Below are 20,994 nucleotides of genomic sequence, written 5' to 3'. Positions count from 1 at the left end.
CCGCGAGCCGAGGCATCAAAAAAATGACAACTTTGACAAAGATGAAAATGCTCAACCATGAATGTCGAAAAAACGCATTTTCATACGGAGAACGCCATGCCCAACTGGTTAAGCACGGTACTGGACGAAAGCAGCCACTTCATGCCGCACGGGCACTGCTACCTGTGGCTGCCCGGCCTGTTGTGGATGCATGTGGTGTCAGATTTCCTGATCGGCGCGGCCTACCTCGTCATCTCGGTGATTCTTTACCTGCTGGTGCGGCGCATCCGCTTGCCCTTCAGCCCGCTGTTCATTGCCTTCGGCCTGTTCATCGGCCTGTGCGGGCTAACCCATTTCATGAAGATCTGGACTGTCTGGAACCCCGACTACCTGGCCGACGGCCTGCTCAAGGTGGCCACTGCCATTGCCTCGGTGGCCACCGCCGTCGGCCTTCTCTTTGTCCGGCCGAAGGTCGAGGAAATGGTCAACGCGGCCCGGGTTTCGGAAGCGCGCCGCGTCAAGCTGGAAAGCACCCATGCCGAACTGCAGTCGCTCTACACCCAGGTCAGGCAGCTCGACATGGCCAGAACGCGGTTTTTTGCCAACGTCTCGCACGAGCTGCGCACGCCGCTGGCGCTGATCCTCGGGCCGGTCGAGCGCATGCTGGGCGAGCCCGGCCTGACGCCCGGCCAGCGGCGGCAAATGGAAAGCATCAGCCGCAACAGCAAAAGCCTGCTCAAGCAGGTCAATGACCTGCTGGACATTGCCAAGCTCGAAGCCGGCAAGATGGAACTGCACCCGGTGCGCATGGACCTGGCGCCCTGGTTCCGGCGCGTCAGCTCGCAGTTCGAGCAGGCGGCCGAGCAGCGCCAGATGGATTACCGCATCGAAGCCCCGGACAGCCTGGTCGCCGAAACCGACCCGGACGTGCTGGAACGGGTGCTGGTCAACCTGCTGTCGAACGCTTTCAAGTTCACGCCTGCGCACGGCCGGATCGAGGCGCGGCTTGAAGCAAAGGACACGGAACTGCTCATTTGCGTGGCCGACTCCGGCCCGGGCATCCGCGATGACCAGCAAGCGGCCATTTTCGAGCGCTTCCACCAGGTCGATGAAAGCACCGGCACGGACCGGCACAACAAGCCCGGCGGCACTGGCCTGGGGCTGGCGATCGTCAAGGAATACGTGCAGCTGCACGGCGGATCGATTGGCGTCGCGTCCGTCGCCGGCCATGGCGCGACCTTCACCGCGCGGCTGCCGCTGCGCGCATCAGCGGCGGCACAGGTCGGGGCGGAGCCGCCGCAGCGCGAGCCTGCGCTGGACATCGCCCTGGACAGCGCGCTGCACGAGCTGGCCATGAGTGAACCTGCCGATGGCGTTGACCCGGTATTTCCCGCCTATGCCGGCCGGCCTTCAGTGCTGGTGGTGGAAGACAGCCGCGAGATGCGCGCCTTTGTCGGCGGCACGCTGAGCGAGGCTTACAACGTCGCCACCGCAGCCGACGGCCAGGAAGGCCTGGCGCGAGCGCTGGCGCAGCGCCCGGACCTGGTCGTCACCGACCTCATGATGCCGCGCATGGGCGGCGAGCAGCTTGTCAGCGCGCTGCGTGCGCGCAGCGAGTTCAACAGCGTGCCGGTCATGCTGCTGACCGCCCGGGACGACGACGCGCTGCGCGTGCAGTTGCTCATATCGGGCGCGCAGGACTACCTGAGCAAACCCTTCCTGCCGCAGGAACTGCTGGCGCGCGCCGACAACCTGGTCACCCTGAAACGGGCCGGCGACACGCTGCGCGAGGAATTGCGCAGCGCCTCCGGCGACATCGAAGGACTGGCCAAAGCGCTGGCGCTCAAGCACCGCCAGCTCCAGACCGCGCTCGACAGCGCCGAGGTGGCGCGCGAACAGGCCGAGCGGGCCAGCCAGGTCAAAGGCTATTTCCTCGGCATGATTTCGCATGAGTTGCGCACGCCGCTGTCCACCATCCATCTCAATGCGCAATTGCTGGCGCGCTCCAGGGCCGCGCCGACGCTTGATGCGCCCGATCCGCGCATCGACCGCCTGACGCGTGCCGCCCGGCAGATGTCCACGCTGGTCGAGGGCCTGCTGGAATACACCCGGACTGAAAGTGCCAAGGTGGTGGCGCAGCTTGAAACCGTTGACCTGGCGGCGCTGGCCGGGGAGGTCGTCGAGGCGCATGCCGACAGCACGCCGCCGGACGTGCGGCTGGTGCTGGCACCACCGCCTGAACACCTGCCGCCCTTGACGACCGACCCGCGCCTGCTGCGGGTGGTCATGAGCAACCTGGTGTCGAATGCGCTGAAGTTCACCCGGCAGGGCAGCGTGACCGTGCGGCTGGCAAGTTCGGGCGGCTGGCACTCTTTCGAGGTGGTGGACACGGGCACCGGTATCGCAGAGGCCGACCAGGCGCGTGTCTTTTTGCCGTTCGAGCAGCTCGAACCGGTACAGCGCAAGAGCATTCCGGGCGTCGGCCTGGGGCTGGCGCTGGTCTGGAAAATCGTTGAAAGCCTCGGCGGTAAAGTGGAACTGGTGTCTGCGCTAGACTCTGGGTCCACATTTCGGGTGCTGCTTCCAAGCCAGCACATTTCCCTTGCGCCACGTTGACGCTTACCGAAAAGAGGCCCCAGTCGTTAAGAAAAAACCCCCAAGGAGTCAACATGCCGTGTCGCCACATCCTGCTGATTGAAGACGAAACCGACCTTCGGGAAACGCTCAAGGAATTGCTGGAACTGATCGGTTTCGAGGTTGAAACCGCAGCCAACGGCCGCGAAGGACTGGCCAATCTGGAGACCAAAGGTCGCCCCTGCCTCATCATGCTTGACCTGATGATGCCGGTGATGAACGGCTGGCAGTTTCTCGAAACCCTCAAGAAGGACCCGCAGCATGGCCAGGCGGCGATTCCGGTCGTCGTCGTCTCCGCGGCGGCCGACATGGTCGAGATCCAGGCGCAGTACGGTTGCCGGTCCCTCAGCAAACCGGTGGACATTGACAGGCTGCTGGGCATGGCGCACGAGCATTGCGAGAGTTGCTAGGCCATTTTCCAGGCGTTCAGGGTCGGCTGAAATTGCTGCAAAAACGATAGCTTTCAGCGCCCGTGGCTATTGCGCAAGCAGCACTTTTGGCTTGAATTTTGCACGTTTTACGCTGAAAAACGCCTTCACATTGCGCACGTTCGCGTCGCTGGTGAACAGCCGCTGCGCCAGCGCCAGGTAGCCCGGCATGTCGGCCACATGCACCACCAGCATGAAGTCCGGCCCCGGCGACACGCGGTAGCACTGCTGCACGGCGTCGTCAAGCACCGCCCGCGCCTCGAATGCCTCCAGCCAGTCGGCGCCCTGGCGGTCCAGCGAAATCTCGACCAGCGCGGTTAGCCCGGCGCCAAGCAGCGCTGCCAGCCTGTCGGCGTTGAGCACCGCGATTTCACACTCGATCAGCCCGGCGTCGCGCAGCCGCTTGACGCGCCGCAGGCAAGTCGGCGGCGACACGTGTACGCGTTCGGCCAGCGCCTGGTTACTCAGGCTGGCATCGTTCTGCAGGCATTCCAGCAACTTGATGTCGGTGGGGTCTAGCTCTATTTCTTCCATGAAAAGATTATTAAGGAAATTAAATTTCACGACTAATGATTTTTGAAATTTAATTTCAAAAATCATCAAAAATCAAACACATTGAAAAGCCGTTAATCCGTAGCATCGGGCCATCATTTTTTCTAGGAGTGCTTTTTATGTGCGGCATCGTTGCAGCGGTTTCCAGCCGAAACATTGTTCCCATCCTGGTGCAGGGCCTGCAGCGGCTGGAATACCGGGGCTACGACTCGTGCGGCGTGGCGGTGTATGCCAATGGCCTGAAGCGCGCGCGCAGCACCGCGCGCGTGTCCGAACTGCAGGAGCAGGTCAGCAGCGAGCACATCGAAGGCGGCACCGGCATTGCCCACACGCGCTGGGCCACGCACGGCGCGCCGGCGGTACACAATGCGCACCCGCATTTCAGCCACGGCACCGGCCCCGGCAGTTCGGCGCGGCCCGGCAAGATCGCGCTGGTACACAACGGCATCATTGAAAACCACGACGAGCTGCGCGCCGCCCTGCAGGGCAAAGGCTATGTGTTCGAAAGCCAGACCGACACCGAAGTCATCGTCCACCTGATGGACAGCCTGTACGACGGCGACCTGTTCGAAGCGCTGAAAGCCACGATTTCGCAACTGCACGGCGCCTATGCGATTGCCGCCTTCTGCAAGGACGAGCCGCACCGCGTCGTCGGCGCGCGCGCCGGCTCGCCGCTGATCCTGGGCGTGGGCAGCGACGGCGACAAAAGCGAAACCTTCCTGGCCAGCGACGCGATGGCGCTGGCCGGCGTCACCGACCAGATCGTCTATCTGGAAGAGGGCGACATGGTGGACCTGCAGCTCGGCAAGTACTGGATTTTCGAACGCAACGGCCAGCGCGTGGAGCGCGAGGTCAAGACCGTTCACGCGCACAGCGGCGCGGCCGAACTCGGCCCCTACCGCCACTACATGCAAAAGGAAATCTTCGAGCAGCCGCGCGCCATTGCCGACACGTTAGAGGGCGTTGTCGGCATCGTGCCCGAGCTGTTTGGCGACGAGGCGTACCGCACCTTCAAGGACATCGACTCGGTCCTGATTCTGGCCTGCGGCACCAGCTACTACAGCGGCTGCACCGCCAAGTACTGGTTAGAGGCGATCGCCGGCATCCCGACGCAGGTCGAGGTCGCCAGCGAATACCGCTACCGCACCTCGGTGCCCAATCCGCGCACGCTGGTCGTCACCATCACGCAAAGCGGCGAGACCGCCGACACGCTGGCCGCGCTGCGCCACGCGCAGTCTTTGGGCATGACGCAGACGCTGACGATCTGCAACGTGTCCACCTCGGCCATGGTGCGCGAATGCAAGCTCGCCTACATCACCCGCGCCGGCGTCGAGATCGGCGTCGCCTCGACCAAGGCCTTCACCGCGCAGTTGGCCGGGCTGTTCCTGCTGACGCTGGCGCTGGCCCAGTCCAAGGGCCGGCTGAGCGAGGAAGCCGAAGCCGGCCACCTGAAAGCGTTGCGCCACCTGCCCGCCGCGCTGCAGGCCGTGCTGGCGCTTGAACCCCAGGTCATCAGCTGGTCCGAGGACTTCGCGAAAAAGGAAAACGCGCTGTTCCTGGGGCGCGGCATGCACTACCCGATTGCGCTCGAAGGCGCGCTCAAGCTCAAGGAAATCAGCTACATCCATGCCGAGGCCTATCCGGCCGGCGAACTCAAGCACGGCCCGCTGGCGCTGGTCACCAATGCCATGCCCATCGTCACCGTCGCGCCGAACGACACGCTGCTGGAAAAGCTCAAAAGCAACATGCAGGAAGTGCGCGCCCGGGGCGGCGTGCTCTACGTGCTGGCCGATGCCGACAGCCACATCGAGAGCAGCGAAGGCGTTCACGTCATCCGCATGCCCGAGCATTACGGCGCGCTCAGCCCGCTGCTGCACGTCGTGCCGCTGCAACTGCTGGCGTATCACACGGCGTGTGCACGGGGGACGGATGTGGACAAGCCGCGCAACCTGGCCAAGAGCGTGACGGTGGAGTAATTGCAGGCCCCGTTGTTCGTTGGAGCTTGGCGCCTGGAGGGGTAAAAAATTTCCCCCTCAATGAAGCAGTGGCGGCCAGGCAGCTCAGCTATTGGTAAGCGATAAGCTTTATCATGAAAGATGACTGAAAACCTGACCCAAGATGCGCCGGTGCCGGATTTTTTGGCGAACGGCGGCGAGATCGGGACCCTGATCGGTGCCCACGACTGGAGCAGTACCTCTCTGGGCCCGCCCGGCAACTGGCCGGGCACCCTGAAGAGTGCGCTGGCCACGCTGCTGAGTTGTCCGCAGCCCATTTTCATCGCCTGGGGGCCTCAACTGCTGTCGTTCTTCAACGACGCCTACCGGCCCATGCTGGGGGCGCGCCTTGAGGGCGCCATTGGCAGGCCGTTTGCCGAACTGTGGTCCGAAGCATGGCCCGACCTGCAGCCGATCGTCGCCAAAGCGCTTGGCGGTCAGGGCTCGTCCCACGAAAAAATGCCGCTCACCCTGACCCGCAACGGCTATGCCGAGGCGACCTGGTGGTCGTTTTCGTACATGCCCTTGCGCGATGACAGGGGCGCCGTCGCCGGCATGTATTGCATCTCCGTCGACGTGACGCAGCAGGTGCAGGCCGAAATCGCCTTGCGCGAGACGAACAGCGCGCTCGACCAGCGCACGAGCGAGTTGCTGAGCATTGAAACCGCGCTGCGGCAGTCGCAAAAGCTCGAAGCGCTGGGCCAGCTCACCGGCGGGGTGGCGCATGATTTCAACAACCTGCTGGCGGTGATCAGCTCGTCGGTCGAGTTGCTCAGGAGTGACAAGCTTTCGCAAGCGCAGCATGTCAAGTACCTGAACCTGATTTTTGACACGGTGGCCCGGGCCGTCAAACTCACCAGCCAGCTGCTGGCGTTCGCCCGGCAGCAACCCTTGAGCCCCGAAGTGTTCAATGTCCATGCGCATGTGCAGGGCGTCGTCGATCTGGTGCGCCCGCTCATGGGCAGCCAGATGCAGATACGCCATGAACGCAGCGGCGAAAATGACTGCTTTGCCGAGGCCGACATCAGCCAGTTTGAAGCCGCGCTGGTGAACCTGGCGATCAATGCACGCGACGCCATGAATGCCACGGGCCAGCTCACCATCAGGGTGCAAAAGGTCGACAGCGTGCCGCCGGGGATGGGCCACGGCCCGCGACCCGGCGGTTTCGTGGCCATTGCGGTCGCGGACACGGGCTGCGGCATTGCAGCGGGCAAGCTGCAGGCAATTTTCGAGCCCTTCTACACCACCAAGGAAGTGGGCAAGGGCACCGGCCTGGGCCTGAGCCAGGTATTTGGCTTTGCCAAGCAGTCGGGCGGCGAGGTCGAGGTCAGCAGCGAACTGGGCGTCGGATCGGTTTTTACCCTGTACCTGCCCTGCGCCGAAAGCGCGCCTGCCTCGCAAGCCATGGCGCCCCCGCCCAATTCGGGCAGAGCCGGCAACGGCATGCGCTTGCTGGTGGTGGAAGACAACGAAACCCTGGCGGAAATGACCTGCGAGATATTGAACGCCCTGGGCTGCCAGGCCACCTGGGCGGCCAACGCATCGGCCGCGCTGGCCCTGCTGGCCAAGGGCGCCGGGCAGTTTGACCTGCTGTTTTCCGACGTGGTCATGCCGGGCATGAATGGCATCGAGCTGGGCGAGCAGGTGCGCCAACACTACCCGGGCCTTCCGGTCATTTTGACCAGCGGCTACAACGCAGCCATGGCCGAAGATGGAACCCACGGGTTTGAGTTGATCACCAAGCCTTACACATCCGATACGCTGCTGCGCATCTTTCGCCGGGCCATGGCGGGACAAAGGGCGCAGCCCGGCGCACCGTCCTGAAGCCGGCGTAGCATCCCACGGCCAGTCCATGCGCGCAGGCCGGGCAGCGCTTGAAACATGTGAATTGCGGCGAATGAGGCACAAAATCACACGAAACCTGCGGGCGCCTTGCGTCAAGATGGCATCCTGGGAAACCCCGCAAACCATTTTCCAAGGACCACTGAGCCATGGCTGATTTGTTTGACAACCCGATGGGCTGATGGGCTTTAGATTCGTCGAGTTCGCCTCGCCCGTGCCGGGCCTGCTGGAGCCGGTGTTCGAGCGCATGGGCTTCACGCTGGTGGCGCGGCACCGCTCCAAGGACGTGGTGCTGTACCGCCAGGGCGAGATCAACTTCATCGTCAACCGCGAGCCGAAAAGCGTGGCAGGCTACTTTGCCGCCGAGCATGGCCCCAGCGCCTGCGGCATGGCGTTTCGCGTCAGGGACGCGCACCTTGCCTAGCACCGCGCGCTCGAACTCGGCGCGCAGCCCATCGAGATTCCCACCGGCCCCATGGAGCTGCGCCTGTCGGCGATCAAGGGCATCGGCGGCGCGCCGCTGTACCTGATCGACCGCTTCGAGGACGGCAAGTCGATCTACGACATCGACTTCGTGTTTCTGGACGGCGTGGACCGCCACCCGCCGGGCCACGGCCTGAAGCGTATCGACCACCTGACGCACAAAGTGTACCGGGGCCGCATGGCGTTCTGGGGCGGGTTTTACCAAAAGCTTTTCAACTTCCGCGTGATTCGCTACTTTGACATTTCAGGCGAATACACCGGCCTGACGTCCCGCGCCATGACCGTGCCCGACGGCAAGATCCGCATTCCGCTGAACGAGGAAGCCCGGCAGGTCGGCGGCCAGATCGAGGAATTTTTGCTCGGCCCGTTTCTGGCCAAGAACTTCGCCAGCACGCTCTCGCCCTGGGTGGTGACGCTCGATGCGCTGGCGCCGTTTCGCGCGCTGTTCACCCGGCCCGAAGGCGATCCTGAACCGCGGCGCAACTCGTGGCGCGCCACACGGTCAACGGCTGCAACCTGCGCGCCGGCGACCTGTTCGGCTCGGGCACCCTGTCGGGCCCGAAGCCGGAGCAGGGCGGCTCGCTGATGGAACTGAGCGCTGGCGGCAAAAAATCCCCTGGCCTTGTCCAATGGCGAAACGCGCACCTGGCTGGAAGACGGCGACAGCATCATGCTGCGCGGCTACTGCCAGCAAGAGGGCTCCAGGCGCATCGGCTTTGGCGAATGCCGGGGCACCGTGCTGCCGTCGCTCCAGGGTTGAGCCGGGCACTCCTGTCCTGCGGATGCTTCGCGCCAGCGCCGGCATTCGCAGCGCGTTTGCTGCTTTGAAGAAGCAAGGCTGGCGCATGCAACCCGCACGCCGTGCAGTGGCGGGCTTTGATGCACACTAGAGCCCATTCGTTTTGACCAACAGATTAATTTTTCATCGTCAAAAAAGCCTTTCCCGCACGGCTGATATGCGTTGTAAGCTATAAATACAGTAGCAAAAAGTTGTCCGGCGCCTTGCGCGCCGTGGTCAAAGGGCAGGATGATTTCACGCCAGCCCCCTTCAAAGACATTGCCCGGTTTTCATCCATGCTCCGTTCCCTGGTTTTCTCGCTGGCCATTCTGGCTGGCACTTCCGCTTTGGCCAGCACCGCCTGCCCCCAGCACTTTGCCGCTGGCCAGCGGCCTGTCGTCACCAACCCCAAGCTCCAGCCGCGCACGCAGGAAATCTGCTTCCGGGCGTTTGCCGTGCTGCATTCGGGCCTGACCCGCACGCCGCTGTACGCGGCCGAGCACCTGACGCGCCAGAACATGAAAAATGCCGGCAAGCTGTCGCGCAAGGACTCCTTTCATGCCGAGGACTCCCTGCCGGAGCGCGACCGGGCCGAACTCAGCGACTACGAACGCTCGGGCTACGACCGTGGCCACATGGCGCCGAACGCCAACTTTGCCACGCGCAAGGCCCAGGCCGAGTCGTTTTCGCTGGCCAACATGGTGCCGCAGGTGCATGAGAGCAATGCCGGCGTCTGGGCCGGCATCGAGAGCGCGACGCGCCAGCTGGCCAGCGCCGAAGGCGATATTTATGTCATCTCCGGCCCGGCCTTCATCGGCGGCAACCTGAAGAAGATCGGCAATGTGCTGGTGCCCACGCACGTCTGGAAGGTGATCTACAGCCCGGCGCAGCAAAAGGCCGGCGCCTACCTGATCACCAACGACGACACGCGCGACTATGCGGTCGTCACCGTCACCAAGCTGGAAAAGATGGTCGGCCTGAGCCTGCTGCCCGGCCTGCCGCAGAACGTCCGCGACGCGGGCATGGCGCTGCCCAAGCCCGATTCCCGGCAAGACCGCAGAAAGAAACCCAAGCCGGAAGACGACTTCACGCTGCGCGATTTCACCAGCCTCCTGATGGATGCCCTCAACCGCGCCATCAAACATTAAGGAAAAATGCCATGAGCCGCTTCAAACCCTATGCCAACGAAAGCGATGTCATTCGCATCGGCGCGCTGGAGATCGAAAACCGCACCGACCGCATTTCGCTCACCGGCGACGTGGTGCTGACCCGGGACCAGGCCGGCCTGGCGCTGGCCCGGGAACTGCAGGCGCTAATTGGCGAGGTGGTCAAGGCGCTGGAAGCTGAGGAAAAGCTTCCCGGGACCGTCGAGGTCAAGCCCGCCCAAGTGGTCAAAAACCCTTTTTGAACCGCTTGCAACAGGACACGAATGCACCCTTGAAAATCAGGAATCCTGCGCTTAACCTTTACCCGGAACGCAGCTCCAGTCCATTTTTTACAATCCATCCATGACCGCCCCATCAAACCGCGTGCCTGCCGCCATGCAGGACAAATTCAACGCCATCGCGCAAGCTGCCGATGCGTTTTGCGACCAACGCCTGAACGGCGAATACAAGCAGATGATTCGCTTGGCGCTGGCCGCCCTGAGCCGCAAGCGCCCCTCGCCGCTGCTCAAGGGCAAGGACAACGCCTGGGCGGCTGGCGCGGTGCATGCGCTGGGCATGGTGAACTTTCTGTTTGACCCGTCGCAGACGCCGCACTGCAAGGCCAGCGACATCCAGGCGCATTTCGGCGTCGGGGCCAGCCTGTGCTCCAGCCGCTCGAAGGAAATGCGCGACGCGCTGGGCATGGGCCAGATGTCGCCCGAATGGACGCTGCCCAGCCGGCTGGACGCCAACCCGCTGATCTGGATGCTGCAAATCAACGGGCTGATCGTCGATATACGGCGCGCACCGCTGGAAATGCAGGAAATGGCTTTTGCAGGGGGTTTCATTCCGTATGTTCCCGGCCGCAAGGACTCTGGCGCATGAGCAAGAAAAGCCTGCGCGCCGCCCTGGAGCAAGCCCTTCTGCATGGCGCTGCCATGAGCGCTGCGCTGTGCACCGACGTGCTGATGGACGCCGCCGACGATCTGCAGGCGTCGCTGCCCGAGGACGGCGACGATGCCCTGATCGCCCTGGTGGCTGAAGAGCGCGAAGTCGCCATGCTGCTGATCGACAAGGCCGGCATGCGCTATCGCAATGAGGCTGCCCTGGAGCAACTCCGCCAGATGTGGCGCCAGCACTATGCCGCCAATGTGCAAACCGTGTTGCCGCTGTTCGTGGACGACCTGCACCAAGGCATGCTGGCGGTCGCCGGGGTGCAGTGGGTGCCGGCGCCACCAGCTTGAAACGGTATCAATTCAATAGCTGCCAGCGCCCGCGCAGCGTGCGCAAAAGCGCTGTTTGCGTTAAAAAATTGTTCACGGCGCTGACAAAGCTTCCCGCCATGGCTATTCCGGCGCGCGCCAGTGCTGCAATGGGCTGAAAGCTGACTTTTACTGAGTGGCCGCTGGCTCCTGCGAATGAACGTAATGCCCGGACCCGCGATGCAAGCCATCAACGCAGAATGAAACTGCAGCACATCTGCCTTTCTTGAGCGGGGGCTGTCAAGCTGGTAGTTGCCCAATGCAAAGCAAGTCAACACTTGCTACGGCCACGCGAGGGTCGGGATCAACCCTGGCATGGTGCTTGAATCCTCATTTGGCAACGGGCAGATCGAAAAAAACGCCAACAGCTGGTAACGCATCTTGTCTTTTGAAAACCATACGTCCTACATGGCATTCAGTGTTCTTCCGATAACCATGGTCAGGACACAAAGCTTAAGTTCGATGCAGCTTCAGATGCAGACAACGCGTCGGGCTTTGTGTACAACCACCCTGAGGGGTAAAGGAAATAGCATGTCGAAAAAATTACTTTTGAAATCGGTCTCCATGACGGTTGCGGTGGCAGCTTCGTTGCTGTTCGCAGGTGTAGCGCAGGCGCAAACCGGTGCAGCTGCTGGCTCCGCAGGAATGGCTGGTTCTGGAACGAACAGCCCCAATGATGCCTCTGGCACGCCCCTGACTTCCAGCAATCCCAGCGCCACGGGCGCCGCCACGCCGAACAGTGGCATGACCAAGTCTGAGAGGGCCAAGCCTGGCATGGCCAGCGACCACAGTGCTTCCGGCACCGTCGGCAAGACGCGTGAATCGAGCATGAAAAATGCCGAGAAGAAAGCTCCCAAGTCGGGCAGCGCTGGCATGAAAAGGAAATCCGACACCAATTCCAAAAGCGCCGAACGCAACAGTGCCACCAGCGCCGGTACCACTGCCAACAGTCCAGCCACCACCAATACCCGGTAAAACTGGCCATACGGCCAATCCCGAAGCCACCGGCAATTGATACAAGCGTCGAATGGCTTCAGGAAACTTGGCCTGAAACAACCCCCGAAGCCGCATGAAGCGGGCTGGCCTGATCACAGGCTGGCCCCCTTGAAGCGGCTGATCTGCGATTTCAAACGCCTGACCCAGGTTCGGGCTGGGCGCACTGTGTGATCTTTGCCCTGCACCTGCAGCCTGGCACAAGTCATGGGTTCTACATTCTCTGAGACTTGCCCGCAGCAGGGCTGGACGTCGGCTGAATCGCAAAGCGTTCCAGGACGTGGCCGGCCATGTGCCCTTGGCCAGTTCTTCCTCGCTCAGGAAAACCGTTCCCATGCCGTTCTGGCGCAAAAGCTGCAGCTCGTCCTCGCTGTGCGTGCGCAGCACGATTTCGACGGACGGGTTCAGCGCGCGGGCAGTGTCCACCATCTGGCGCACGTTGAGGGTGTCGGGCGTGGCCACCACCAGCATGGCGGCGTTGGCAATGTGCGCCTGTATCAGCACCGCCGGGTCGGTTGCGTTGCCTGACACCGCAGCCATGCCCTGGCCGCGCAGGTCCTCGACCAGTTCGCGGTTTTGCTCGGCCACCACGAAGGGAATGCCGCGCCCCTGCAGCGCGCCGGCAATGCGCCGCCCGACCCGGCCATAGCCCACCAGCACGACCTGTCCGTGCAGGAACTGGTTGTCGGTGCTGACCGGCAGCTCGGCGTAAGGGTCGCCGCGCTGCTCCAGGCGGCGCGCCAGATCGGAGCGTTCGAGCAGCCAGCGCTGGAACGGCGCGATGCCTGCGAACACCAATGGGTTGAGCGCAATCGAAATCAGCGCGCCGGCCAGCACCAGGCTCATGCCTTCGGCCGGCAGCAGCGCCAGCGACAGGCCCAGCCCGGCCAGGATGAACGAGAACTCGCCGATCTGCGCCAGGCTGGCCGCGACGGTCAGCGCGGTGTTGAGCGGGTAGCGAAACGCCACTACCAGCACCAGCGCGGCCACGGCCTTGCCGACGATGATGATCGCCACCACGCCCAGCACACGGACCGGCGCTTGCAGCAGGATGGCCGGCTCGAACAGCATGCCGACCGACACGAAGAACAGCACCGAGAACGCATCGCGCAAAGGCAGCGACTCGTGCGCCGCGCGGTGGCTGAACTCGGACTCGCGCATCACCATGCCGGCAAAAAAGGCGCCCAGCGCAAACGACACGTTGAACAGCGCCGCCGCGCCGTAAGCAATGCCGATGGCCGACGCCACGACCGCCAGGGTGAACAGTTCGCGCGAGCCGGTGCGCGCCACCTGCCAGAGCATCCACGGCAGCGCGCGGCGGCCGACGATCAGCATCAAGGCGATGAACGCCGACACGCCGAGCAGCGTCTGTCCGATGGTGCGCCACAGCGGCGCGGCGCCTTCCACGGCAGGTGCGCCGCCGAGCACGCCGGCCAGCGGCGGCAGCAGCACCAGCACCAGCAGCGTGGCCAGCGTCATCTGCACCACCGCGCCGGGAATGGCGATGCGCCTGACGGCCATCAGGTCGTTCAGCGAAAAGTGCAGCCCGACGCCGAACATCAGCAGCATCACGCCGATTTCCGAGAGCTGCGAGGCGATGTGTACATCGGCGACGAAACCCGGCGTTGCCGGGCCGATCAGGATGCCCGCGACCAGGTAGCCGACCAGCGCCGGCACGTTCAGGCGCTCGGCGATGAAGCCCAGGATCAGCGCCATGCCGAAGCCGGCGGCGATCGTGGTGATGAGGGGGATGTTGTGTTCCATGCGGTCGGGTGGATTCCGATTTCAGTGGCCGGATGCCGGTAGGACGTGCCGGAGTTCTTCTGTTGTGAGCGGCTCGGCGGACACGCTCAGATGGTCAATCACCTCGACGGTGGCTTCCGACGCATCGCCGCGCCGCGCCTGCAGGCGTTCGCGCAGCACCTGCGGCGGCGCCTGGCAGTCAATGATCGAAAACGGCACGCCCAGGGCGCCGGCCAGCGCCAGCGCCTGCGCGCGTTCGGCGCGGCGCAGGAAAGCGGCATCGAGAATGACCGGCCAGCCCGCCGCCAGCGCCCCCCTGGCCAGCCTGAACAGCTGCGCATAGGTGCGCGCGGTGGTTTCCGGCTGGTACAGGTCCAGCCCGCTGGCGCGCGAATCGGCCAGCATGCCAAGCCCGGCCAGGCGCTTGCGCTCCACGTCCGATCGCAGCCGGATGGCGCCCTCGCGCTCCAGCAGCTTTTGCGACGCAAAAGTCTTGCCCGAGCCCGGCAGGCCGTGGGTGATGAGCAATCTAGGCTGGCCGGGCTGCGCCAGCGCCAGCGCGGTGTCCAGGTAGCGGCGCGCGGCGGCTTCATGCCCGGCGCCGTTCAGGTGTTCGACCTGCGCCCGCACCAGCGCGCGGTACACCAGCGAAAAGCGAAGCGCCGGCAGGCCGTCATGGTCGCCGGTGCCGTCCAGCCAGCGGTTGAGCAGCCGGAAGGCGAAGTCAGTGCGGCCACGCGCCATGAAGTCCATCACGGGAAAGGCGATGTCGTCAATCACATCGATCCAGCGCAGCGCCGGGTCGAACTCGATGCCGTCGAATGCCGCCACGCCGCCCTCCAGGCTGACCACGTTGTCCAGGTGCAGGTCGCCGTGGCATTCGCGCACCCGGCCTTCAAGGCGGCGCTGCGTCCACAGCGCTTGCAGCCCGGCCGCTTCGGATTCGAGCCAGTCGCGCAGCTGCGTTTGTTCGGCCGGACTGGCCACCGCCAGCGCGCCCCTAAGCGCTGCCTGCGCCGCCATGTGCCGGGCTTCGGCGCTGGCGAATCCCGTCGCCGGTTCGGCCGGCGGCTGCCCATTGTGAAAATCAGCCAGCAGGTCGGCCAGAGAGTCCACGTCGAGGCTGGGCAGCGTTCCGGCCGTGAGCTGTTCGGCAAACAGCGCGCCTTTTGGAAAACGGCGCATGTGTACGGCGTATTCGAGCGTCGGGCCGCTTGCGTCCAGCAGCGGCGCTTCAAGGGTGCCGGTGATGCGTGCAAGTCCCAGGTAGAGCGCAGGCGCCAGCCGGCGGTTCAGCCGCAACTCCTCCTCGCAAAAATGCCGGCGTGCCTGCAGCGCGGTGTAGTCGACAAACGGCAGGCTCACCGGCTTCTTGATCTTGTAGGCGCTGTCGCCGGCCAGCAGCACCCAGGAGATGTGGGTTTCGATCAGGTCGGCGCCCAGAGCGCCGGCGAGCTTGCCGACCAGGGTGCGGGCCTGGTCAAGGGAATGGGTGTTGCGCATGGCCTGCAAGTTAGCACATGCCCGGGGCCTGGCGCCTGTGGCTGCGCATTATTTGCCGAACCGCGTCGGGCGCGCGGATTGTGCCTGCTCCTACGTTGGTTTGCGCGTTTTCCGACAGGGGTGGCAAGCGCTGCCATGGGATTCTCTGGCTGTCCGGCATGTGTCGGTCCATGACCCCAGCAACCACGAGGAACCCGCCATGGCAACTACAGCCGCCACCAGAAAGCCATCAACCGCCAGCGCCAAGGCAACTCCGGCCCGGGCACCCGCCACGGCCAAACGGCCAAAGGACGCCTGTGACCTGCTTGACGCGGACCACAAGGCCGTCAAGGCCCTGTTCAAGGAATACGAGAGCCTCACCGAAAGTCGCAGCCGTTCCACTGCCAAGAAGCGCCAGCTGGCCGACCAGATCTGCAGGGAACTGACGGTTCACGCCACCATCGAGGAAGAAATTTTCTACCCGGCGGTGCGCAAGGCCATCAAGAACAACGACCTGATGAACGAAGCCACGGTCGAGCATGCCAGCGCCAAGGACCTGATCGCGCAGATCAAAAGCATGGACCCGGCCGATGAAATGTTCGATGCCAAGGTGACGGTCCTGGGCGAATACATCGACCACCACGTCAAGGAAGAACGCACCGAGATGTTCACCAAGGCGCGCGCCAGCAAGCTGGACCTGGCCGGACTGGCCGGGCAACTGAAGCAGCGCAAGGATGAACTGATGGCCCAGGAGGAACAAAAGGCCGTCACGCCGGTCGCCGAGCTGTCCGTGGCCTTTTGATTCCTGCCTTCCCCCCTGTTTTTTAACCACCCTGAAAGAAAAAAATGAGCATTATCTGGACCATCATCATTGGCTTGATTGTCGGCATCGTAGCCAAGTTCCTGATGCCCGGCCGCGACCCGGGAGGCTTTGTCATCACGGCGATCATCGGTATCGTCGGCTCCATCATCGCCACCTACCTGGGCCAGGCGCTCGGGTTTTACCGCCCCGGTGAATCCGCCGGATTCATTGCCGCAGTCCTGGGCTCGATCATCCTGCTCTTCCTGTACCGCATGGTGACCGGCAGGAAAGCCTGACGCACGCCGCATCGGCCTGAACAGCCACAACGGCTGTTCAGGCCCAGGCCTTGAATGGTCTGCGGGTCAGGCGACAATACGGCAAATTTTCTGCTGTCATGAACCTGCCTGCCACCACTTCCCGCGCCCATACTTCTGCCCTGGTCCTGTTTTCAGGCGGGCAGGATTCCACCACCTGCCTGGCGCAGGCGCTCAGCAAATACCAGCGCGTCGAGACCATCGCCTTCGACTACGGTCAGCGCCACCGCGTTGAACTCGATGCCCGGCTGAACGTGCTGCGCGAGTTGAAAAGCCAGTTTCCGCCATGGGCTGAAAAGCTCGGCGAGGACCATCTGCTCGACCTGGCCGTGCTGGGCCAGGTCAGCGACTGCTCGTTGACACGCGACGTGGCCTTCAAGATGGAAAGCTCGGGCCTGCCCAACACCTTCGTGCCGGGACGCAACCTGCTGTTCCTGACGCTGGCGGCGGCGCTGGCCTACCGGCGCGACCTGCAGGTGCTGGTCACGGGCGTGTGCGAAACCGACTTTTCAGGCTACCCCGACTGCCGCGACGACACCATGAAGGCGATGCAGCTTGCGCTGTCGCTGGGCATGGACAAGCGTTTCCTGATTGAAACCCCGTTGATGTGGATCGACAAGGCCGACACTTGGGCGCTGGCGCATTCGCTGGGCGAGCAGTCGGGCTTGCCGCAAGGCGGCGACGCGCTGGTGGACCTGATCGTGGAGCACACCCACACCTGCTACCTGGGCGACCGCGTCCACCGCCATGCGTGGGGCTACGGCTGCGGCGAGTGCCCGGCGTGTGAATTGCGGGCGCGCGGCTTTGAGCGGTTTGCTTCGCGGGGTGCTGTGTAATTCCATTTCCAGATCAAACCGATATGTCGTTGCTTCGCCTTGCCGTGCTACAGCACTGTCTGCGGCTTCGCCCCTAATCTCGAATTGATCTGGAAACGGAATAAAAAGCGCAGAAGCGAGCAAAGCGCCGGACTTGCCAGTCCGCCAGCAGGGGCTGCGGAACCGGCTTCGCCGGGCCGCAGGCGCAGCGGCCCCTCGGGGGGCAGCGCATTACACGAAGTGAAAAGCGTGGGGGCCATTCAGGTCCGCGCCAGCGCTTCCACCACGCAGCGCGTCACCACCGGCGGCCCGTCGCCGATGTGAAAGGCCAGCTTGCGCTCGCGCAGCGCCACGTCGCTGGCGGTGACGCGGTCAAAACGCCGCAGGTGCTCGGTCCATGATTCATCGACGATCTGCTCCACGAAGCGCCCGGGCTGGTTCACGTCGCGCAGCAGTTCCCATTCCAGCGCGCCCTGGCGCAGCCGGCTGCGGCGGCTCATCCGCATGATCTTGTGAAAATCGTCGGCCCGCGCCGGGTCGATCAGGTATTCAATCGTCACCACCATGCGGCCCGCGCCCGGCGGCGCATCGGCCACCGGCATCTTGAAGTCGCGCGACGGCGTCAGGTCTTCCTCCATGCTCAGGTCGCGCACCCAGTGCTGCGCCAGCAGCATGGTGACGGTGCCGCTCGCGGCGGCCACCAGCAGCGCGGTGGGGACATCGGTCACGGTCGCCACCTGGCCCCACAGCGCGGCGCCGAGCGCGCTGGCGCCCATGATGGCCATCTGGTACATCGACATGCCGCGCGCCCGCACCCAGTCGGGCAGCGCCAGCTGGGCCGACACGCTGAGCGAGTTGGCGCAGGTGATCCAGGCCATGCCGTTGAGCATCATGGCCGGCACGGCCACCCAGGCATTTGGGGCCATGGCCATGGCGGCCGTGGACGCCGACTGCAGCATGACCGAACGCAGCACCAGCGTGTCTCTAGCCATCATCTGGCGCAGGCGCGGCAAAAACAGCGCGGCCACGATCGCGCCCGAACCCATGGACGCCAGCAGCAGCGTGAAGGTGCCCGCATCGCCGCCGTGCAGGCCGCGCGCCACCAGCGGCAGCAGCGCCAGCAGGGCGGTCGAGTGCAGGAAAAACAGCGAGATGCGCACCAGCACCGCCCGCAGCCGGGTGGACTGGCTGACAAACTGCAGCCCGACCCGCATGGCGCTGACCAGGCGTTCGCGGCCCAGCGGACTGTGTACATGCTCGCGCCGCCAGCGCATGATGACCAAGCCCGAGATGATCGACAGCACGGCATTGAGCACGAACACATAGGCCGTGCCGGCACTCGCAATCAGCGCACCGGCCACCAGCGGGCCGACGATGCGCGACGCATTCATCGAAATGCCGTTCAGCGCCAGCGCCGCCGGCAGCTGGATGCGCGGCACCAGTTCGGGAACGATGGCGGAAAACACCGGCCAGCGCATCGCCAGGCCGATGCCGTTGGCAAAGGTCAAAGCCAGCAGCAGCGGCGGCGTCATGACGCCCGAAACCACGGCAATGCACAGCAGCGTGGCCACGCCGGCCACCCAGAACTGCGTCATCAGAAAATAGCGCCGCCGGTCCAGGATGTCGGCTAGAGCGCCGCTGGGCAGGCCGAGCAAAAACACCGGCAGGGTAGAGGCCGACTGCACCAGCGCCACCCACAGCGGCGTGCTGGTCATGGAGGTCATCAGCCAGGCGGCGGCCACGTCGTTCATCCACATGCAGATGTTGGCCGTCAGCCAGACGGTCCACAGCATGCGGAACACCGGGCGCTTGATGGGCCCCCAGGGCGACAGGGAAGGGGCCGCAGCCACGGCGGCGGTCGGGGAGGGCTGGGCGGCTTCTTCAGGCATGGCCTGCCATTTTCAGGCCTTTTCCGCCACCTTGCTGTGCGGGGTATCACGCACCTGGTACAGGGCAGGCGCACCGGGCGGCAGTTTTTCCAGTTCCCACAGCCGGCCATGGAAAGCCGCCACCGCCGGCCGGTGGGCAATCGACACCAGGCTGCCGCCGGCCGCCTTGACGCTGGTCAGCAGCCGGTCGTAAATGGTTTTCTCGGCGGCTTCGTCAAGCGCGCTGGTCGCCTCGTCGGCAAACACCCAGCGCGGCTTTTTCAGCAGCACCCGGGCAATCGCCAGCCGCTGCTGCTCGCCGCCCGACAGCTTCTGGCTCCAGGCGTCCTCGTCGTCCAGCCGGCTGGTCAGTTGCGGCAGCAGCGCATCGTCCAGCGCCTTTTTGAGCGCAGCGACGTCGTACTGCGCTGCCGGCTGCGGATAGGCCAGCGCGTTGCGCAGGCTGCCATCGGGAAAGTAGGGGCGCTGCGGAATGAACATGGCATCAAGCGGCAGCTGCGCCCTGCCGGTGGCAAACGGCCAGATGCCCGCCAGCGCGCGGAACAGCGTCGATTTGCCGCTGCCCGACGGGCCCTTGAGCAGCACGCTCTCGCCCGGCCCGGCCTGCAGCGACACGCCGCTGAGCAAGGTAGCGCCGGTCGGCAGCTTGAGCGACAAATCGTTGACGGCCAGCGTGCCGGCCGCCAGCGGATGGGCATCGTTTGCTGTTGAATTGATAGCGGTCTGCGCCCGTCCCTGCTGGGTGATGGCACTGATGTTGTCTTCAAAACTGGTCAGCCGGTCGGTCGTGGCGCGCCAGGCGGCCAGGCTGCTGTAGTTATCGACCAGCCAGCTCAGCGAATCCTGCACACGCCCGAAGGCCGACGAAATCTGGATCAGTTCGCCCAGCTGGATGGCGCCGCTGAAAAAGCGCGGCGCGGCGACGATGAAGGGAAACACCACCGCCGCCTGGCCGAAGAAGTTGGTGAACCAGACCAGGTTCTTCTGCTTCTTGATCAGCTTGAGGTAGTTGGCCAGCACGGCGGCAAAGCGCGTATCCAGCTGCGCGCGTTCCACCGCTTCGCCCTTGTCCAGCGCAATCGATTCGCTGTATTCGCGCACCCGCACCATGTGGTGGCGAAAGTCGGCCTCGACCTGTTGTTGCTGGAAATTGAGCCTGATCTGCGGCCGGCCGATGTAGTGCGTGATCACGCTGCCGGCCACGCAGTACAGCACCGCCATCCAGACCATGAAGCCCGGAATGGAGTAGCTCGCGCCATTGAAGTTGAAGGCAAACGCGCCCGACAGCGACCATAGGATGCCGACAAAGCTCACCAGCGTGACCACCGCGTTCAGCAGGCCCATGCTCAGCGAAATGCTGTAGGTGGTGAACAGGTTGATGTCTTCCTGGATGCGCTGGTCCGGGTTGTCCGGCGTGCCCGTGGTTGCGCTGCCTTCGCCGGTAAAGCGCGCCAGTTCCATCTTGTAAAAAGCATGGTCGCTCAGCCAGCGCTGCAGGTAATGCGCCGTCATCCAGGCGCGCCAGCGCACCTCCAGCAGCTGCGTCAGGTAAAAGCGGTACACCGCGATGATGATGAAGGCAAACGCCAGGTAGGTGAAGCGCGCCAGCTGCGTCCAGAACACCGCCGCATCCTTGTTTTGCAGCGCGTCGTAGAACACCCGGTTCCACTCGTTGAGCAGCACCAGCATGTAGACCGCGCCCAGGTTCAGCAGCACGATGGCGGCCAGCAGGCCGCGCGCCTTCCATTTGTCCTCGGAGCGGAAGTAGGGCGCCGACAAGGCCCAGACGCGGTTTTTGAAATGGTTGAAGTCGCGGAGCTTTTGGGCGATGCGTGCAGGCTGGGTCATTCAGGGTTCTC

The 20,994-nt window shown here is 64.1% G+C and carries 17 protein-coding genes and 2 pseudogenes; 14 read left to right on the top strand and 5 right to left on the bottom strand.

Translation table 11 applies throughout. The annotated features are described in order from the left end of the window. Positions 1-96: 96 nt before the first annotated feature. Entirely contained in the window at positions 97-2,595 is a 2,499-nt protein-coding gene (locus EC86_RS0112815) for an ATP-binding protein (RefSeq protein ID WP_198026784.1), read from the top strand. Positions 2,596-2,648: 53 nt separating this feature from the next. Next, positions 2,649-3,023 (top strand): response regulator, encoded by a 375-nt coding sequence (locus tag EC86_RS0112810; RefSeq protein ID WP_029526033.1) that lies wholly within the window; start codon positions 2,649-2,651, stop codon positions 3,021-3,023. A gap of 66 nt (positions 3,024-3,089) precedes the next feature. On the opposite strand, the gene EC86_RS0112805 is transcribed toward EC86_RS0112810, so the two are convergent. Continuing rightward, entirely contained in the window at positions 3,090-3,575 is a 486-nt protein-coding gene (locus EC86_RS0112805) for an Lrp/AsnC family transcriptional regulator (RefSeq protein ID WP_029526032.1), read from the bottom strand. A gap of 137 nt (positions 3,576-3,712) precedes the next feature. Between EC86_RS0112805 and glmS the strand changes: the two genes are divergently transcribed. From glmS to EC86_RS0112750, 9 genes and pseudogenes are all read left to right on the top strand, one after another. Further along, the gene (gene glmS / locus EC86_RS0112800; RefSeq protein ID WP_029526030.1) at positions 3,713-5,569 is read left to right on the top strand and encodes a glutamine--fructose-6-phosphate transaminase (isomerizing); all 1,857 of its coding nucleotides are present in this window, start codon (positions 3,713-3,715) and stop codon (positions 5,567-5,569) included. A 120-nt stretch (positions 5,570-5,689) separates the two neighbouring features. Then, on the top strand, positions 5,690-7,411 hold the full coding sequence (locus tag EC86_RS26135; protein WP_051675879.1) for a PAS domain-containing sensor histidine kinase: 1,722 nt from the start codon (positions 5,690-5,692) through the stop codon (positions 7,409-7,411). Between the two features lie 167 nt (positions 7,412-7,578). Next, a pseudogene (locus tag EC86_RS26130) lies at positions 7,579-8,273 on the top strand (4-hydroxyphenylpyruvate dioxygenase family protein); the annotation flags it as partial. Between the two features lie 261 nt (positions 8,274-8,534). After that, positions 8,535-8,672, top strand: coding sequence for a hypothetical protein (locus tag EC86_RS29910; protein WP_232229878.1), 138 nt, complete (start codon positions 8,535-8,537; stop codon positions 8,670-8,672). Between the two features lie 314 nt (positions 8,673-8,986). Further along, positions 8,987-9,838: a DNA/RNA non-specific endonuclease gene (locus EC86_RS0112775; RefSeq protein WP_029526028.1), complete on the top strand. Its 852-nt coding sequence runs from the start codon at positions 8,987-8,989 to the stop codon at positions 9,836-9,838. Positions 9,839-9,849: 11 nt separating this feature from the next. Beyond that, positions 9,850-10,098 (top strand): hypothetical protein, encoded by a 249-nt coding sequence (locus EC86_RS0112770; protein WP_029526027.1) that lies wholly within the window; start codon positions 9,850-9,852, stop codon positions 10,096-10,098. Positions 10,099-10,198: 100 nt separating this feature from the next. Continuing rightward, positions 10,199-10,720: a DUF6398 domain-containing protein gene (locus tag EC86_RS0112765; RefSeq protein ID WP_029526026.1), complete on the top strand. Its 522-nt coding sequence runs from the start codon at positions 10,199-10,201 to the stop codon at positions 10,718-10,720. Further along, on the top strand, positions 10,717-11,079 hold the full coding sequence (locus EC86_RS0112760) for a hypothetical protein (RefSeq protein WP_029526025.1): 363 nt from the start codon (positions 10,717-10,719) through the stop codon (positions 11,077-11,079). The genes EC86_RS0112765 and EC86_RS0112760 overlap by 4 nt, the downstream gene beginning before the upstream one ends. A 399-nt stretch (positions 11,080-11,478) precedes the next feature. Continuing rightward, positions 11,479-12,072: a hypothetical protein gene (locus tag EC86_RS0112750; RefSeq protein ID WP_156955310.1), complete on the top strand. Its 594-nt coding sequence runs from the start codon at positions 11,479-11,481 to the stop codon at positions 12,070-12,072. A gap of 232 nt (positions 12,073-12,304) precedes the next feature. Here the strand turns inward: EC86_RS0112750 and EC86_RS26120 are convergent. Together EC86_RS26120 and EC86_RS0112740 are read right to left on the bottom strand one after the other, a co-directional pair. Next, positions 12,305-13,854: pseudogene (locus EC86_RS26120) on the bottom strand (cation:proton antiporter domain-containing protein). A 21-nt stretch (positions 13,855-13,875) separates the two neighbouring features. Beyond that, on the bottom strand, positions 13,876-15,336 hold the full coding sequence (locus EC86_RS0112740) for a bifunctional aminoglycoside phosphotransferase/ATP-binding protein (protein ID WP_036772160.1): 1,461 nt from the start codon (positions 15,334-15,336) through the stop codon (positions 13,876-13,878). Between the two features lie 199 nt (positions 15,337-15,535). Between EC86_RS0112740 and EC86_RS0112735 the strand changes: the two genes are divergently transcribed. The 3 genes from EC86_RS0112735 to queC all read left to right on the top strand — a co-directional run bounded on the left by EC86_RS0112735 (position 15,536) and on the right by queC (position 17,267). Next, complete coding sequence (locus EC86_RS0112735; RefSeq protein ID WP_084181551.1) at positions 15,536-16,117, top strand: hemerythrin domain-containing protein; 582 nt, start codon at positions 15,536-15,538, stop codon at positions 16,115-16,117. Between the two features lie 44 nt (positions 16,118-16,161). Further along, entirely contained in the window at positions 16,162-16,413 is a 252-nt protein-coding gene (locus EC86_RS0112730) for a GlsB/YeaQ/YmgE family stress response membrane protein (RefSeq protein ID WP_029526021.1), read from the top strand. Positions 16,414-16,511: 98 nt separating this feature from the next. Further along, positions 16,512-17,267, top strand: coding sequence for a 7-cyano-7-deazaguanine synthase QueC (queC, locus tag EC86_RS0112725; protein ID WP_029526020.1), 756 nt, complete (start codon positions 16,512-16,514; stop codon positions 17,265-17,267). Between the two features lie 239 nt (positions 17,268-17,506). On the opposite strand, the gene EC86_RS0112720 is transcribed toward queC, so the two are convergent. After that, positions 17,507-19,135, bottom strand: a complete 1,629-nt coding sequence (locus EC86_RS0112720) for an MFS transporter (protein ID WP_029526019.1) — start codon at positions 19,133-19,135, stop codon at positions 17,507-17,509. A 12-nt stretch (positions 19,136-19,147) separates the two neighbouring features. Further along, on the bottom strand, positions 19,148-20,983 hold the full coding sequence (locus EC86_RS0112715) for an ABC transporter ATP-binding protein/permease (protein ID WP_029526018.1): 1,836 nt from the start codon (positions 20,981-20,983) through the stop codon (positions 19,148-19,150). Between the last annotated feature and the right edge of the window lie 11 nt (positions 20,984-20,994).

Source organism: Polaromonas glacialis, from assembly GCF_000709345.1.
Lineage (GTDB): Bacteria > Pseudomonadota > Gammaproteobacteria > Burkholderiales > Burkholderiaceae_C > Polaromonas > Polaromonas glacialis.
The sequence above is the reverse complement of the archived record's forward strand: the minus strand, read 5'-3'. Positions and strand labels throughout refer to the sequence as shown.